Annotated in this window: 14 protein-coding genes; 4 read left to right on the forward strand and 10 right to left on the reverse strand. The window is 64.1% G+C overall.

The genetic code is table 11. From position 1 onward, the window contains the following. Nucleotides 1-68: 68 nt before the first annotated feature. The 3 genes from lpxC (at nucleotide 69) to recN (ending at nucleotide 3,642) form a co-directional block, all read left to right on the forward strand. Entirely contained in the window at nucleotides 69-986 is a 918-nt protein-coding gene (lpxC, locus tag ACP15W_RS06840; protein ID WP_424932104.1) for a UDP-3-O-acyl-N-acetylglucosamine deacetylase, read from the forward strand. A 146-nt stretch (nucleotides 987-1,132) separates the two neighbouring features. Then, nucleotides 1,133-1,972 (forward strand): outer membrane protein assembly factor BamD, encoded by an 840-nt coding sequence (locus tag ACP15W_RS06845; protein ID WP_424932105.1) that lies wholly within the window; start codon nucleotides 1,133-1,135, stop codon nucleotides 1,970-1,972. 20 nt (nucleotides 1,973-1,992) lie between these two features. Next, nucleotides 1,993-3,642, forward strand: a complete 1,650-nt coding sequence (gene recN / locus ACP15W_RS06850; RefSeq protein ID WP_424932106.1) for a DNA repair protein RecN — start codon at nucleotides 1,993-1,995, stop codon at nucleotides 3,640-3,642. 3 nt (nucleotides 3,643-3,645) lie between these two features. On the opposite strand, the gene ACP15W_RS06855 is transcribed toward recN, so the two are convergent. From ACP15W_RS06855 to ACP15W_RS06890, 8 genes are all read right to left on the reverse strand, one after another. Continuing rightward, a complete protein-coding gene (locus tag ACP15W_RS06855; protein ID WP_424932107.1) occupies nucleotides 3,646-4,644 on the reverse strand; it encodes an SOS response-associated peptidase in 999 nt (332 codons plus the stop codon). Nucleotides 4,645-4,717: 73 nt separating this feature from the next. Continuing rightward, on the reverse strand, nucleotides 4,718-4,924 hold the full coding sequence (locus ACP15W_RS06860) for a hypothetical protein (RefSeq protein ID WP_424932108.1): 207 nt from the start codon (nucleotides 4,922-4,924) through the stop codon (nucleotides 4,718-4,720). 56 nt (nucleotides 4,925-4,980) lie between these two features. Further along, a complete protein-coding gene (gene lpdA / locus ACP15W_RS06865; RefSeq protein ID WP_424932109.1) occupies nucleotides 4,981-6,375 on the reverse strand; it encodes a dihydrolipoyl dehydrogenase in 1,395 nt (464 codons plus the stop codon). Nucleotides 6,376-6,666: 291 nt separating this feature from the next. After that, entirely contained in the window at nucleotides 6,667-7,236 is a 570-nt protein-coding gene (locus ACP15W_RS06870; RefSeq protein WP_424932110.1) for a DUF924 family protein, read from the reverse strand. A gap of 107 nt (nucleotides 7,237-7,343) precedes the next feature. Next, a complete protein-coding gene (locus tag ACP15W_RS06875) occupies nucleotides 7,344-8,609 on the reverse strand; it encodes an MFS transporter (RefSeq protein ID WP_424932111.1) in 1,266 nt (421 codons plus the stop codon). A 147-nt stretch (nucleotides 8,610-8,756) separates the two neighbouring features. Next, nucleotides 8,757-9,806, reverse strand: a complete 1,050-nt coding sequence (gene queA / locus ACP15W_RS06880) for a tRNA preQ1(34) S-adenosylmethionine ribosyltransferase-isomerase QueA (protein ID WP_424932112.1) — start codon at nucleotides 9,804-9,806, stop codon at nucleotides 8,757-8,759. An 86-nt stretch (nucleotides 9,807-9,892) separates the two neighbouring features. Then, nucleotides 9,893-10,708: a ChaN family lipoprotein gene (locus ACP15W_RS06885; RefSeq protein ID WP_424932113.1), complete on the reverse strand. Its 816-nt coding sequence runs from the start codon at nucleotides 10,706-10,708 to the stop codon at nucleotides 9,893-9,895. 67 nt (nucleotides 10,709-10,775) lie between these two features. Next, nucleotides 10,776-11,660 carry an RNA polymerase factor sigma-32 gene (locus ACP15W_RS06890; RefSeq protein WP_424932114.1) on the reverse strand — a complete coding sequence of 295 codons (885 nt, stop codon included), beginning with the start codon at nucleotides 11,658-11,660 and terminating at the stop codon, nucleotides 10,776-10,778. Between the two features lie 209 nt (nucleotides 11,661-11,869). On the opposite strand from ACP15W_RS06890, the gene ACP15W_RS06895 reads away from it, so the two are divergent. Beyond that, the gene (locus ACP15W_RS06895; protein ID WP_424932115.1) at nucleotides 11,870-13,372 is read left to right on the forward strand and encodes a YifB family Mg chelatase-like AAA ATPase; all 1,503 of its coding nucleotides are present in this window, start codon (nucleotides 11,870-11,872) and stop codon (nucleotides 13,370-13,372) included. A gap of 34 nt (nucleotides 13,373-13,406) precedes the next feature. Here ACP15W_RS06895 and ACP15W_RS06900 read toward each other — a convergent pair whose 3' ends face one another. Continuing rightward, entirely contained in the window at nucleotides 13,407-14,300 is an 894-nt protein-coding gene (locus tag ACP15W_RS06900; RefSeq protein WP_424932116.1) for an alpha/beta hydrolase, read from the reverse strand. Beyond that, on the reverse strand, nucleotides 14,300-15,241 hold the full coding sequence (gshB, locus tag ACP15W_RS06905; RefSeq protein ID WP_424932117.1) for a glutathione synthase: 942 nt from the start codon (nucleotides 15,239-15,241) through the stop codon (nucleotides 14,300-14,302). The genes ACP15W_RS06900 and gshB overlap by 1 nt, the downstream gene beginning before the upstream one ends. Between the last annotated feature and the right edge of the window lie 18 nt (nucleotides 15,242-15,259).

Below are 15,259 nucleotides of genomic sequence, written 5' to 3' on the forward strand. Positions count from 1 at the left end.
GCATCAGGAACAGATGCCGGGTTCTTGGGGTGAATGCCCGGCAAATCTTGAGGTTTTAGGGGGCAGTTATGCTTACCACTGTTAAACACGAGGCGATTCTGCGTGGCACCGGGCTTCATTCCGGTCGTCCGGTGCGCCTGGTCATTCACCCCGCTCTGTCGGGCGGGATACGGTTCCGGCGCACGGATGTGACCGATCGCGACAACATCATCCCGGCAATCTTCGACGCCGTGAGCGACACGACGCTCTGCACGGTACTGCGCAACGAGGCGGGTGCGACGGTTTCGACGGTCGAGCACATCATGGCGGCCATGGCCGGGCTTGGTGTCACCGATGCGCTGATCGACGTGGACGGACCCGAAATCCCGATCATGGACGGCAGTTCGCAGCGGTTCGTCAGCGCGATCCTGAAGGCCGGTCTGCACCGCTTCGAAGGCGAGGCTCGGGCAATCCGCATCCTGCGTCCCGTGATCGACATCCAGGGCGATGTGGTGGCGGAATTGCGGCCCGCAGACGCGCTGAGCATCGAGTTCGAGATCGACTTTCCCGATGCGGCCATTGGCCATCAGAAAAAGTCGCTTTCGATGCAGAATGGCACCTTCGTGCACGAGCTTTCCGACTGCCGGACCTTCTGCCGCCGGGCGGATGTGGACTTCATGCAGTCGCGGGGCCTGGCTCTTGGTGGCTCGCTCGACAATGCGATCGTCGTCGAGGGCGACGAGGTGCTGAATCCAGGCGGCTTCCGGCGCACGGACGAATGCGTGCGGCACAAGATGCTGGACGCAATGGGCGATCTGGCTCTCGCGGGGGCGCCGATCCTCGGAGCCTATCGCGGCGTCCGGGCCGGTCACGGCGCGACCAACCGTCTGCTGCGCAAGCTCTTCGCGGAGCCGGACGCATGGGAGTGGGTTTCGCTCGACGAAAAGGAAACCGAGCAACTGCCCGGTGCCGGTGTGGGGTTCGCGGATCTACGCCGGGCAGGTTGACGGCAGGCAGAACAGGCGGAAGCGCAGCCCCTCGGGGCTGCGCTTTTCGTTTCACCCCCTCGCTGAGCTATGATAACCGGTGTGCCACCGGGAGCGGGCGGGGCTCCTCGTGTGGTATGACGTGACTGGCGAGAGGCAGGAAGAGTATGGCATCTAAATCGGGTCGTGTACTGGCAAAGGCCGGCGCATTGGTCCTGATCCTGCTGGTGGCGGTGTCCTGCAGCCGGAACCGCGAGGAGCCTATCGAAACCCGCTCCGCCCAGCAGATCTATCTCGATGCGGAAGGATTGCTGGCCGAGGGACAGCCGCGCGATGCGGGCGAGATGTTCTCCGAGGTCGAGCGGCTCTATCCCTATTCGGAATGGGCAAAGCGATCGATGCTTATGTCGGCCTTCGCCTATCACGAGGGCGCGCAATATGCCGAGAGTCGCGCGGCCGCTCAGCGCTATCTCGAGTTCTTCCCGGCGGATGTGGATGCGCCCTATGCGCAGTTCCTGATCGCGCTTTCCTACTACGACCAGATCGTCGATATCGGTCGCGACCAGGCCAACACCTTCGAGGCGTTGCAGGAGATGCGCGACATCATCGAGCGCTATCCCGACAGTGAATATGCCAAGTCCGCCGAACTGAAGTTCGAACTGGCCCTCGATCATCTTGCGGGCAAGGAGATGGAGGTCGGCCGGTATTATCTCTCGCGCGGCCACTACACTGCGGCGATCAACCGTTTCCGTGTGGTTGTCGAGGATTATCAGACCACGACCCATACGCCCGAGGCCTTGCATCGCCTCGTGGAATCCTATCTCTCACTCGGGCTGGTCAACGAGGCGCAGACCGCCGGAGCGATTCTGGGTTACAACTTCCAGGGCTCGCCCTGGTACGCGGACAGCTACGTTCTGCTCACGGGTCGCGGCCTGCGGCCCGAAGATGCGGGCGAGGGGTGGCTCAATCGGACCTATCGGCAGGTCGTCAAAGGGGACTGGCGCTGAGCAAGGAGAGATCCTGACCGATGCTGCGTAGTCTCACCATTCGCGACATGGTGCTTATCGAGGCGGCGGATCTCGTCTTCGAACCGGGGCTGAATGTGCTCACCGGGGAGACGGGGTCCGGCAAGTCGATCCTGCTCGATTCACTCGGCTTCGTGCTCGGCTGGCGGGTGCGGCCCGGGCTGGTTCGGGCCGGTGCCAAGCGGGGTGAGGTGACGGCGGAGTTCCAACTCGCACCGGCTCATCCCGTGCGGGCGATCCTCGATGAGGCCGGGCTGCCCGTGGAGGATGATCTGATCCTGCGGCGGGTGGCGAATGCCGATGGCAAGCGGCGGGCCTGGGTGAATGACCGGCCCGTGGCCGCAGAGACGTTGCGCCTGCTGGGCGGGGCGCTGGTCGAGCTTCATGGCCAGCATGACGACAAGGGATTGCTGGATGCCAGGCGCCACATGGGGCTCCTCGATGCGTTTGGCGAGTGCGGCGCGGAGCTTGCGGGCGTGCAGGAGGTCTGGGTGCGGCGCGCGGGTCTTACGCGCAGGCTGGCCGAAGCGGAGGCGGCACTGGAGGCCGCGTCCCGCGATACGGAATACCTGACTCATGCCGTGGCGGAGCTTGACGATCTCGATCCGCAGCCGGGTGAGGAACCCGAACTCGATCTGCGACGGCGGCAGTTGAAGGTTGCCGAGGAGATCCGGAGCGATATCGACCGCGCGGGCCAGGCTGTTGGTGCGGAGGGCGCGGAAGGCGCGCTTCTTCAGGCGATGCGTTGGCTCGAGGGGGCTGCGGTTCGCTCGGAGGGTGCGCTCGATGGCGTTCTCGAAGGGCTTGAGCGGGTGCTCTCGGAGCTGGGTGAGGTTTCGCAAGGCATCGAGGCCGTGCAGGACGCGCTTGTGAGCGATCCCGGCGAGCTCGATCGGGTCGAGGAGCGGCTCTTTGCCATTCGCGGTCTCGCGCGCAAGCATCAGGTTCCGCCCGATGAACTGGCGGCTCTGGCCGAGGATCTGCGCGTGAGGCTCGCTGCAATCGATGGCGGTGCCGACGCGATTGCAGGGTTGAAGCGCGAGCTGAACGAAGCCGATGCGGAATATCAGGCAAGGGCAGAAGTGCTCTCCGCGAAGCGCCGTGCCGCCGCCGAGCGGCTGGATGCGCGGATGCTCCAGGAGCTGCCACCGCTCAAGCTCGAGAAAGCGCGGTTCGTGACCGAGGTGCGCGAGGGCGAGCCCGGACCGGATGGATCGGACCGTGTGCGGTTCACAGCCGCGACCAACCCCGGCTCACCTGCCGGGCCCATCGACAAGGTGGCCTCGGGGGGCGAGCTTTCGCGGTTCCTGCTGGCGCTCAAGGTGTGTCTCGCGGAGCGCTCGACCGACCTCACGCTGATCTTTGACGAGATCGACCGCGGCGTGGGCGGCGCGACGGCGGATGCCGTGGGTCGGAGGTTGCAGTCTTTGGGGCAGGGGGCGCAGGTGCTGGTCGTCACCCATTCGGCCCAGGTTGCTGCGCGCGGATCGCATCACTGGCAGGTGGGCAAACGGGTCGAGGACGGGCACACGCGCACGCAGGTGCTGCCGCTCAGCCCGGATCAGCGGACCGAGGAGATCGCGCGGATGCTTGCGGGCGATACCGTGACTGCCGAGGCGCGCGGTGCGGCGCGCGCCCTGCTGGAAGCCTGAGCTTCAGGTTTCCGGATCCGAAGGCGCGCCATCCTCGCGCTTGCCGGTCGCCACGATCTCGAGCACATCGTCGGGCAGGGGCCGCTGAAGCGCCAGGGCTTCGGCTGTCGGTGCGCGCATCCAGACATCGCGCTCTTCTGCCGTCGTGAGGATCACGGGCATTGCCTTCGGGTGGATCGGTGCGACGGTCGTGTTCGGCTCTGTGGTGAGGAAGCCGAAGAGGTCGTTGGTTGTCTCCCCCTCCTTCAGCTTGCGCACGGAGGTCCATTGCGTCCAGATCCCGGCAAAGAAGGCGAGCGGCCGATCCTCGCCGAGCGCGAACCACACCGGCTCGCGGTCCTTGCCCGGTCGGGTATCGTATTCGCAGAAGCTGGTGAAGGGCACGAGGCAGCGGCTCTCGACGCCGAGCCAGCGGCGCCAATGGGGGGACCTGGTGTTGCGCACATTGGTGACGCCACTGTCGGTCTTGCGGTTCTTCAACGCGAAAGCGGGCGAGGGCATTCCCCAGCGCATGAGGCAAAGCGCGCGCCCGTCGCCCTCGTTTCGGACCACCGGGGCGAACTGGTCGGGAAAGATGCCCGGCAGGGGCGGCTGGTTGCCGGTACTGTCGGTCATCGCATCCGCGATTTCGCGGATCGCGGCCTGCCCCTTGATGAGTGAGTAGAGATTGCACACGCCGAATATGTCCATTGCCTGCCACGGCCCCTGCTGGACCGGGGAGGAATATGGGAGCGATATCGTCCCGTCGGCAAGGGCGATATCGGGAAAGGCCTCGAGCAGGGCACGGGCGCAGTCGATATCGCAGAAGTAGATCGCCAGCGCGTCCGAACCGGTGGAACTGGCGGCATGGACAGCGAAATGACCCGCGCCGATCTCGGCCGAAAGCCAGGCATGAACATCCTGAAGCCGCCGCCCCAGCCCCTGGGGCGGGATGGCGAGCTTCACGCGGACGGGAAAGGCCTCGTCATCGAGTCGGGCCTGGGAGGTGGAACGGCGCGGCATGCGAGAACATTACGTGAACATCCGGCGCAGCCCAAGATGAAATCGCAAGTTCGCGCGCAGCGGACCAAGGGTGTCAGGAACCGCGTTTCTTTCGTCGGGTGGGAGAGGATTTCATCGGCATGCCAGCACCGAAAAACAGGTTCGGGCTGCTGAATGCTTTCTGCATCTCACGCATATAGGCCTTCTGCTGGCGCTGGTATTCGGCCATCCAGTAGCCTTGGATCTGGCCGGCGGCGGTATTCGCCGCGCTCAGCCACATGCTCATGAACGGGTTCTTCATGCGAAAGGTCTCCGGTAGGGGGCGGAAGGTCCGAGCCGACCGCCCCATGTGCCGGATCAGAAGTGGATCGCCTTACCATAGGCGTCGAGCACCGATTCGTGCATCATTTCCGACAGCGTCGGATGCGGGAAGACCGTGTGCATCAGGTCTTCCTCGGTGGTCTCGAGGGTGCGGCCGACGATGTAGCCCTGGATCAGTTCGGTGACTTCCGCGCCGACCATGTGGGCCCCCAGAAGCTCGCCGGTCTTCTCGTCGAAGATCGTCTTGATCATGCCCTCGGATTCGCCGAGCGCGATGGCCTTGCCGTTCCCGATGAAGGGGAAGCGGCCAACCTTGATCTTGTAGCCCTGCTCCTTGGCCTTCGCCTCGGTGAGCCCGACGCTTGCAACCTGCGGGTGGCAGTAGGTGCAGCCCGCGATGCTTTCCGGCTTGACCGGGTGGGCGTGCTTGCCGGCGATGAGTTCCGCGACCATGACGCCTTCGTGGCTGGCCTTGTGGGCGAGCCAGGGTGCGCCGGCGATGTCGCCAATGGCGTAGAGGCCGTCGATGCCGGTGCGGCAGAATTCATCGGTGATCACGTGGGTCCGGTCGACCTTCACGCCAAGCGCCTCAAGGCCCAGCCCTTCGGTGTTGCCGACGATGCCCACGGCGGAGATGACCGTGTCGAATTCCTCGGTGGTGGACTTGCCGTTCTGCTCGATGGTGGCGGTGACCTTGTCGGCGCCGCGGTCGAGCTTCTTGACCATCGCCTTCTCGAGGATCTTCATCTTCTGCTTCTGGAACTGCTTCTTGGCGAAGGCGGAGATTTCCGCGTCTTCGACAGGCAGGATCCGGTCGAGCACTTCGACAACCGTGGTATCGGCGCCGAGCGTGTTGAAAAAGCTGGCAAATTCGATGCCGATCGCGCCGGAGCCGATCACCAGAAGCTTTTTCGGTTCATGGGGCGGCTTAAGGGCATGCTTGTAGTTCCAGACGCGCTTGCCGTCGGCCTCGAGGCCCGGCAGGTCGCGGGCGCGGGCGCCAGTGGCCAGCACGATATTCTTGGCGGAGAGGTTCTCCGTGCCCTTGTCGGTCTTGACCGTCACCTTGCCCTTGGAGGGCAGGGACGCCTCGCCCATGAGAACGGTGACCTTGTTCTTCTTCAGAAGGTGGCCGACGCCGCCCGAAAGCTGCTTGGCCACGCCGCGGGACCGCTGGACGACGGCATCGAGATCGTAGCCGATGTTCTCGGCCTTGAGACCGAATTCCTTCGCGCGGTGCATGAGGTGGAAGACCTCGGACGAGCGCAGAAGCGCCTTGGTCGGGATGCAGCCCCAGTTCAGGCAGATGCCGCCCAGATGCTCGCGTTCGACAATTGCCGTCTTGAGACCGAGCTGGGCTGCACGGATTGCGGCGACGTAGCCCCCCGGGCCCGCTCCGATCACAATCACGTCGTAGGTCTGTTCCGCCATGTTTCCTTCCCCCGGGGTTTCTGAACCTTGAGGACTTTCATAAGGCGTAGACCGGCTCGGGGCAAACGCGTTTTCGCCAGTTGGCCCGAAATTGGTTCAATTTCGAACCATTTCAGCGCAAAATGACGACCGCACAGGCTGAAAATAGGTGAAATATTGCCGAAAATGGTTTAATGTTAAACTAAAGGGATGGCCGGCTGGTTCTCGCAAGAATCGCCGGCAGGTAGGTTAGGCTCTCAAAATCGGGTCGGGCACGCAAGCGCCTCTGCAGGGCGCAGCCCTACCGCCGCCTCAGGTGTCGCGGACCTCCTTGAGAGCGAGTTCATACCCACCATTCGCGAGGAAGGCTTCCTCCTCCGGTGTGTTCTTCCGGCCGAATGCCTCGTTGCGATAGGGAAAGCGGCCGAACTTGCGGATGACCCAGCGGTGGGCGCGGGCATGAAGCAGCCCTGTTTCCGCCTCGGAGAACATGAAAAGCCGGACGGCGCGCTCCTGATCGGGGCCGATTTCCGAATGCATGAAGGGCAGGTAGAAGAACTGCCGGCCCGGCATCTCTAGGCGCTGGTCATGGCCGATCGAGATGGCCTCCTTCGCGGCGCGCAGTGCCTTCGCGTCGGTGGCAAAGGCCTTGCGATCGCCGCGGAACATGTTGCGCGGGAACTGGTCGAGCAACACAAGGAGCGCGAGGCTGGTAAGCGGCTCGCAGATCCACTGGTCTAGTTCGCCGCGTGCGGCAAAGCCCCAGATCTGTTCGAACTTCTGCAGGATCGTGGCGTCAAGTTCCGGAGATGCGTTGTACCAGGCGTCGGTTCCGATCTCGTCGAACCAGAAGGTAAGGATCTGTTCCGCTCTCTTGTCCAATTCGCTTCCCCTAACGTCTGGGCGTGTCCGGAACCGGACAGGCGAACGCCACCGGTCTTCTGCCGCCAAATCTCTCTGCACAGAAAGCTACGGAATTGCAGGCGAGGTCAAGACATCCCTCCCTGGTTCTCCTCTTCATGGGCCTCTGCAATCTCGATCGCGACTTCCTGGTTGGCTTCGAAGGCAACGGGTGAGGCGGTGGGCGAAATGGCACGATAGGGGATCGTGTCGTCCGCGCTGGCCCGCTTCGTCATTCGATACGCTGCGAAACCGCCAAGGATTGCCAGGAGTGCGATCAGATAGACGAAGAACGCCTCCGCGCCCCAGGTCCGCATCATCCAGCCGATGAAGATCGGGCCTATCGTTGCGCCGACCCCGTTGAGAAACAGCATGCCGCCAGATGCCGCCGCCATGTCGGAGGGGTCGAGGTAGTCGTTCGTGTAGGCAATCAGGAGCGAATAAAGCGGGTTGGCCACCGCGCCGAAGAGGGCGCCCAGTGCGACGATGACGGCAAAACGATCCGAGAACGGAAAGGCGATCGAGCCGACGACGACGCCGATCACCGCCAGCATGGTGATGAGAACGCGCCGGTCGATCCGATCGGAGGCTGCCCCGATCGGGATCTGAAGTGCGAGCCCCCCGGCGTAGATTGCCGCGACGAAGAGGGAAATCTGACCGACCGTCAGCCCCTGTTCGGTGCCGAAGACCGCGGACATGCCGATCAGGCCGGAGAAGACGCCGCCGAGCAGGAATATGCCAATACAGCCGAGCGGCGAGGCCCTGTAGAGTTCCCTGAGCGTCATCGGCTTGGTGGTTTGGAATGCCGGGGCCGGCGTGACGGAGAGCAGGATCGGGAGGAAGGAGACCGAAACCAGCACCGACATCAGGATGAAGAGCGAGTAGCCCGACGGGTCGCCGAAGTTCAGAATGCCCTGGGCCGAAATCATGCCCAGCATCTGCACGACCATGTAGAGCGAAAGCGCCATGCCGCGCGTTTCGTTCGTGGAGGATTCGTTTAGCCAGCTTTCGGTCACGACATACACCCCCGAAAAGCAGAACCCGACGACAAAGCGCATCAGAATCCACGACCAGGCGGTCGGTGCGGCGGCGTAAAGGATGAAGACGGCGGAGATCATCGAGGCAAGCGCGGCGAAGACCCGCACGTGTCCCACGTTCCGGATAAGGATCGGCGCGCGGCGCGACCCGAGCAGGAAGCCGGCAAAATAGGCGCTCATGATCCAGGACATCGTGGTGGGGTCGAGGCCCTCGAGCGCGCCTCGGATACCGAGCAGGGTGCCCTGGATTCCGTTGCCCACCAGGAGGAGGAGCAATCCCAGAAGCAGCGGCCAAGATTGCCGGATGACTAGAACCATTTTACGCGGCCTTTTCGTGTTCGTAGCCTCGAGATCATCTCGAAAGCTTATCGACAATCATAGAAGTGTGGTCTGCGCGAGGGCTTGCCCGGCGCAAAGGTTTGCGCGCCGATGCCGGCCTCAACCTGCCGATTCGTGCCCGCGCGTTTACGCCGCTTTTGGGAGAAGAAGCGACGAATCGCCGTAGGAGAAGAACCTGTATCGCTGCTCTATCGCGTGGGCGTAGATATCTCTGATGCGTTCGGTGCCCATCAATGCGGAAACGAGCATCATCAGGGTGGATTTCGGCAGGTGGAAGTTGGTCATCAGCCCGCGGGTCACGCGGAATTCGTGCCCGGGGCGAATGAAGATGTCGGTTTCGCCATGCCATGGACGGATCTCGCTTGGCCCGGTTGCGGCGGTTTCAAGCACGCGCAGGGCAGTCGTGCCGACCGGGATCACGCGACGACCGGATGCGAGTGTGGCATGGATTGCCTCGCAGGCGTCCGGTCCGATCTCCCCCCATTCCTTGTGCATCTTGTGATCCTCGATCCGGTCCGTCTTGACCGGCAGGAAGGTTCCTGCGCCCACGTGAAGGGTGACATGGGCGAACCGGATGCCTTTCCCGGCCAGTTCCGACAGAAGCGCTTCGTCGAAATGCAGCGAGGCGGTCGGCGCCGCGACGGCTCCGGGGTTGCGCGCGAAGACAGTCTGGTAATCGGTGCGATCCTGGGCATCCACCGCGCGGCGACCGGCGATATAAGGTGGCAGGGGCATTTCGCCCAGCGCTTCGAGGGCGGCCTCGAATTCGGCTCCTGCGCTGGAGAAGAAAAGCGAGACCTCTGCCCCCTCGCGGTCTTGGACGGTTGCGCTCAGCCTGTCGCCGAAGCGGATCGTGTCGCCCGGAGCCAGCCGCTTTCCGGGCTTGGCAAGCGCATGCCAGCCCCCGTCAGGCCGGGCGGAGATCAGCGTTACCTCGACCCGCGCGCCTGTGCCCCCCGGGCGTTCGCGGACCCCGTGCAGGCGCCCCGGAATGACCCTGGTGTCGTTCAGAACCAAAAGATCGCCTTCCACCAGATGGTCCCCGATCTGTGAAACCCGGCTATCGGTGATCGAGCTGTCGTCGGCAACCAGGAGGCGGGAGGCGGGCCGCGGCCGGAGCGGACGCAGCGCGATAAGGTCCTCGGGGAGACTGAAGTCGAAATCGTCGAGTTGCATGGGTCAGGTGAGCTTGGGATGGAAGAATCGCAGCGCGTGGTGATAGCGCAGGGAAAGCGTCGCGCCAATCGTCCGCTGTCAGCGGGTCAATCGGTTTTGCGCGTTTCGAAGATTTCGCAGGGATCGCCGCGTTCGGGGGCGGCGGTGCTGATCGTCATGTCAAAGGCAAGATCCGCCGAGCCGGTGCCTTCCAGGAGACCAAGCACCCGGATCTCAAGATCCGGTTCGGCTTGCGCGATCACCTTCGGAGCACCCCGGACGCGATCAGCGTGGCCGTTGCCTGCAATCATGACCACCTGAGCACCCTCGTCTGCGTCTTCAAGCGCGCTGAGGGCCGCGCGGGCAAGGGTGGCATCCCAGAGGCGTTGAACCTCGATCATGCCATCCAGCGCGTCATCCGGCAGGGCGCCGCAGTGGGCGATGGCCATTTCCTCGCGCCGTGAAGCGACGTCCTGTGCCGGAAGCGCGGAAGTGAGGCCATAGCGAGCGGCCTCTGGGCCTAAGGTGGCTGCGGCGCCTTCCCGAGAGGCCTGACGGATCGTTTCGCGGCTCTGGCCCGCGCCATAGATGCGCGCATCGGGGGCGGCTTCGAGGATCGGTGCGTAGAAGTCGAAACTGGGCCAGCCACTGTTGTCCCAATCGAGAGCCGCCTTGATGGCGTCCCGCCCGGTACCTTCCGCTCGGAGGTCGTTTACCGTGGCGGATTGTGCTTCCGGTATCATTTCGAACACGATGGCATCGGGTTGAAGCACCTGCACAACCCGAGCCTGGATCTCATGATGTTGGGGGTTGTCGTGTATCTCCCCAATCACGACGACATCCGCATCTTCGGCATCTACGAGAAAGGCCTCGAGCGGACCTAGATCAGAGCCTGAGACCGCAAGTGGTGATATCAGACACATGACCAGGACCGCCGCGACGGCTCTGGTGAGCCAAGCCGCCGCGGTCCTGCCAGTAGGCGGAAGAGTTTCAGCCCATTGCAACGAGATGCGCCGCACCGCCCGTGTTCTCCTGAAGGTGCGAGCGCATTTTCGAAAGTGCTTGCGCCTCGAGTTGCCGCACCCTTTCCTTGCTGACGCCGAGTTCCTCGCCGATGCGCTCCAACGTGCGCGGAGCATCCCGCAGCTTGCGCTCCATGATGATCTTGCGCTCACGGGTATTGAGGGCGCCGAGGGCTTCAGCGATCCATTCTCGCGCCCGCTCGAGATCGGAATCCCGCTCGACGGTTTCGGCGGAGGGCGGCGCATCGTCTTCAAGCGTGTCGACCCACTCGCGGGCGCCATCGTCATCGGACTGACGGGCATTGAGCGAGAAGTCGGAGCCCGAAAGCCGGGCTTCCATCATCTCGACATCTGCGACGGAAACGCGGAGTTCTTCTGCCACCATTTCGCGCAGGCGGGGCGCATCGATTGCCGAGCCTTCGGACCGGCCCTCGCGCTCCAACCGTGCGACGACGCGGTGATAGTTGAAGAAGAGCGACTTCTGCGACGAGGTGGAGCCGGTGCGGACCAGCGACCAGTTGCGCATCACATTGTCCTGGATCGACGCCTTGATCCACCAGACGGCGTAGGTGGAGAAGCGCACACCCCGGTCGGGGTCGAATTTCTCCGCTGCCTTCAGAAGTCCGATGCCAGCCTCCTGGATCAGATCGGGCATCGAGTTTCCGTAACGGTTATATTTGCTTGCCATCGAAATCGCGAGCCGCATATAGGCATTCACGAGCCGATGGAGCGCCTTTTCGTCTCCGTTGTCGCGCCAGGCTCTTGCAAGTGCAAGTTCCGTCTCGGCGTCCAGCATTTCTGCCTGCATCGCTTCGCGGGCAAGACGTTTTACTGCGGTATCCAAAAGTGCCATGGGGTCCCCTGTTCTTGCCGGTGCACCGAACTGGTACTGGTGGCCTTTTGAAGAGTGTTACGCGCGAGGGGGCTGTTCGGTTCTCTCGGCTGCGAAATTGTAACGATTTGTTTATTTCGGTGTGAGCGCCGGAGGGTCGGCATGGTGGCGGTTAACCAAACCTTGGGAGGTGCTGTGCTCAGGGTTTGACCACGTTTTCGGGAGAAGACATGGTCGCGCGTGCCTATACAGTAGCATTCCAGGGGATCGAGGCGCGGATAGTCGAGGTCCAGTGCGCCATCGTCGCGGGGTTGCCGGCGTTCAACCTCGTCGGGCTTCCCGACAAGGCGGTATCGGAAGCGCGCGAGCGGGTGCGGGCCGCTCTCACGTCCATGGGGCTTGCGCTGCCTGCGCGCCGGATCACGGTCAACCTCTCGCCCGCTGACCTGCCCAAGGAGGGCTCGCATTTCGATCTGCCGATTGCACTGGCGGTGCTTGCGGCCATGGAAGCCTTGCCGGCGGATGCGGTCGCCTCACAGGTGGCGCTGGGCGAATTGTCGCTTGATGGATCGCTCGTCCCAGTGATTGGCGCGCTTCCGGCGGCACTAGCGGCCGCGGAGGCCGATTGCGGGCTGATCTGCCCGGCGGCATGTGGTGCGGAGGCAGCCTGGGTCGGCGCGGTTCAGGTCTTCGCGCCGAAGACGATGCTGGAACTGGTCAATCATCTGACGGGACGGACGTCGCTCTCCCCTGCGCAGCCCGGTCTGGTGACGGGCGGGGGCGGATCGAAGGACCTCGCGGAAGTGAAGGGGCAGGACAAGGCCAAGCGCGCGCTCGAGATCGCGGCGGCCGGTCGGCATCACCTGCTGATGGTCGGCCCGCCTGGGTCTGGCAAGTCGATGCTGGCCGCGCGCCTGCCCGGTATCCTGCCGCCGCTCGACCCGGCGGAAGCACTCGAGACCTCGATGATCCATTCGCTGGCCGGTCTGCTGGACGAAGGCGGGATCAGCCGGGCACGGCCATTCCGCTCGCCGCATCACACGGCCTCGATGGCCGCCATCGTCGGTGGCGGTCGAGGCGCGAAGCCCGGAGAAATCAGCCTCGCGCATCATGGTGTGCTTTTTCTCGATGAACTGCCCGAGTTCTCACGAACGGTGCTCGAGACATTGCGGCAGCCGGTGGAGGATGGCGAGGTGGTGGTGGCGCGCGCCAACGCCCACGTGCGTTACCCTTGCCGGTTCATGCTGGCTGCGGCCGCCAATCCCTGCCGGTGTGGACATCTTGCCGATCCGGACAGGGCCTGTGCCCGCGTGCCCGATTGCGGGGCGGACTACCTGGGGCGGATTTCGGGGCCACTGATGGACCGCTTCGACTTGCGGATCGAAGTGCCAGCGCTTTCCGTGGACGATCTGACGCGGGCCGAGAGCGGAGAGTCGAGTGCCGCGGTGGCGGCTCGGGTTGCCGCGGCGCGAGCGGTGCAGGCCGAACGCTATGCGGAAGAAGAGAACGTGCGGGTCAATGCGGATGCAGAAGGCGACCTCCTGGCCCGGGTAAGCGCGCGCAGCGAGGACGCCGAGGAGTTGCTGACGCGGCTGGCGGCGAAATTTCGGTTGAGCGCGCGCGCCTATCACCGGGTCTTGCGGGTGGCGCGGACCATCGCCGACCTGGAAGCGGCGGAGCAGCTTGAACGCGCGCATGTCGCCGAGGCGGCGGCTTACCGGCTGGCGTTCTGAGCCGCAGGGCGCGCGGCACTTCCCGAACTACGGCTCAGGCGAGTTGCGCGCGGATCCACCTGGCGGCGCTATCGAGCGCCTCGTCCGCCTCCGGCAGCCAGCCCTGGTATATCTGCCAGACATGGGGCAGGCCATCTTCGATGTCGAGCGCGGCTTCCGTATCGTGATCCGAAAGATGGCGGGCCATGCGGCGGGCGTCATCAAGCAGGATCTCGGTGCTGCTGGCCTGGATGAGTGTGGGTGGCGCTCCCCGGAAGGTTCCGAAGAGCGGAGAGGCCAGAGGGGCGCGCGAGTTGCTGCCGGCGAGATACATGTCGCGGATCTGCGGCAGGCGCTCGATGGGCAGGAGCACGTCCCGTGTGGACAGGCTGAAGAGCGTGTCGCCAGAGAGCGAAAGATCGACCCAGGGGCAGAAGGTCACCACTGCGCGGGGCGTCTCGCGCTTTTCCGCCAGCAGGTGGTGGAGCAGGGCGAAAGCGAGACCGCCGCCCGCGCTGTCGCCCCCGAGCACGATCTGATCCGGCGCGATCCCCTCCGCGAGAAGTCCGTTCCAGGCAGCGATGCAATCGTCTATCGCGGCCGGAAAAGGATGCTCCGGTGCAAGGCGATAGGCCGGCAGGTAGGCACCGGTTCGGCAGCGCTGGGCGAGCGCCGCGATCATGGCCGAATGGGTGCGGGGCGAGCCCATGATATAGGCGCCGCCGTGCAGCCACAGGATTACGGGATTCTTCGCAGGCGCATCGAGCCGCAGCCCCTTCGGGCCATCTGCAAGCTGGATCTCGCGGAATTTCGCCCCTGACGGCATCGGAAACAGCACGGCCTGGTTCTCAAGCCGCTCACGCGCGGATTTCGGGTCCTGCATCCGCGCCAGCAGCGCCTTCTCCGCCGTGCGCAGGTAGAGGTTCAAGGTGGAAAGTTGCCACGACATCAGCCGCGCCTTGCCTCGATGGCCTCCCAGATCTTGCCCGCGACGTTGATCCCGTCGAAGCGTTCGAGTTCCTGGATGCCAGTGGGGGAGGTGACGTTGATTTCGGTGAGCCAGCCACCGATCACGTCGATCCCGACGAAGACCTGGCCTTTCTCCTTCAGGAGCGGGCCGATGGCCTCACAGATCTCGAGGTCGCGGTCGGTCATGGCAACTTTTTCCGCACGCCCACCCACATGCATGTTGGAGCGTGTCTCGCCCTTCTGCGGCACGCGGTTGATCGCCCCCACGGCTTCACCATCGACGAGGATCACGCGCTTGTCGCCCGCGGAAACGTCGGGAAGGAATTTCTGTGCGATGAGCGGCTCGCGGTTGATGCCCGTGAAGAGTTCGTAGAGCGAGCTGAAGTTGCGGTCGTTCGCATCGAGCCGGAACACGCCCGCGCCGCCGTTGCCGTAGAGCGGCTTGAGGATGATGTCGCCGTGGCGCTCCTTGAACGCCCGGAGCGTGGAGATGTCGCGGGCGATGGTGGTCGGCGGGGTGAGATCCTTAAAGCCAAGCACGAGGAGCTTCTCGGGGAAGTTCCGCACCCAGAAGGGATCGTTCACCACCAGGGTCTCGGGGTGGATGCGCTCAAGGATATGGGTGGTCGTGATGTAACTCATGTCGAAGGGCGGGTCCTGGCGGAGCCAGACCACATCCCATTCCGCAAGGTCGATCACCTGTTCCGCACCTGCTGCGAAGTGATTGCCCTTCTCGCGGCGTACCTCGACCGGCCAGCCGCGTGCGGTGACCCGGCCCTCTTCGAAGGCGAGCTTGTCCGGGGTATAATAAAAGAGTTCGTGGCCGCGTGCCTGCGCCTCTTCCATGATCCGGAAGGTCGAATCCGCGTTGATGTCGATAGCCTGGATCGGGTCCATCTGGACGGCGACTTTCATGCCCATGTCGGTCCTTGCCTTGAA

It is taken from the genome of Amaricoccus macauensis (assembly GCF_049800915.1).
Lineage (GTDB): Bacteria > Pseudomonadota > Alphaproteobacteria > Rhodobacterales > Rhodobacteraceae > Amaricoccus > Amaricoccus macauensis_A.

Coding starts and splice junctions, on each gene's coding strand:
- lpxC (WP_424932104.1), top strand. CDS start 69: ATGCTTACCACTGTTAAACACGAGGCGATTCTGCGTGGCACCGGGCTT.
- ACP15W_RS06845 (WP_424932105.1), top strand. CDS start 1,133: ATGGCATCTAAATCGGGTCGTGTACTGGCAAAGGCCGGCGCATTGGTC.
- recN (WP_424932106.1), top strand. CDS start 1,993: ATGCTGCGTAGTCTCACCATTCGCGACATGGTGCTTATCGAGGCGGCG.
- ACP15W_RS06855 (WP_424932107.1), bottom strand. CDS start 4,644: ATGCCGCGCCGTTCCACCTCCCAGGCCCGACTCGATGACGAGGCCTTT.
- ACP15W_RS06860 (WP_424932108.1), bottom strand. CDS start 4,924: ATGAAGAACCCGTTCATGAGCATGTGGCTGAGCGCGGCGAATACCGCC.
- lpdA (WP_424932109.1), bottom strand. CDS start 6,375: ATGGCGGAACAGACCTACGACGTGATTGTGATCGGAGCGGGCCCGGGG.
- ACP15W_RS06875 (WP_424932111.1), bottom strand. CDS start 8,609: ATGGTTCTAGTCATCCGGCAATCTTGGCCGCTGCTTCTGGGATTGCTC.
- queA (WP_424932112.1), bottom strand. CDS start 9,806: ATGCAACTCGACGATTTCGACTTCAGTCTCCCCGAGGACCTTATCGCG.
- ACP15W_RS06885 (WP_424932113.1), bottom strand. CDS start 10,708: ATGTGTCTGATATCACCACTTGCGGTCTCAGGCTCTGATCTAGGTCCG.
- ACP15W_RS06890 (WP_424932114.1), bottom strand. CDS start 11,660: ATGGCACTTTTGGATACCGCAGTAAAACGTCTTGCCCGCGAAGCGATG.
- ACP15W_RS06895 (WP_424932115.1), top strand. CDS start 11,870: ATGGTCGCGCGTGCCTATACAGTAGCATTCCAGGGGATCGAGGCGCGG.
- ACP15W_RS06900 (WP_424932116.1), bottom strand. CDS start 14,300: ATGTCGTGGCAACTTTCCACCTTGAACCTCTACCTGCGCACGGCGGAG.
- gshB (WP_424932117.1), bottom strand. CDS start 15,241: ATGGGCATGAAAGTCGCCGTCCAGATGGACCCGATCCAGGCTATCGAC.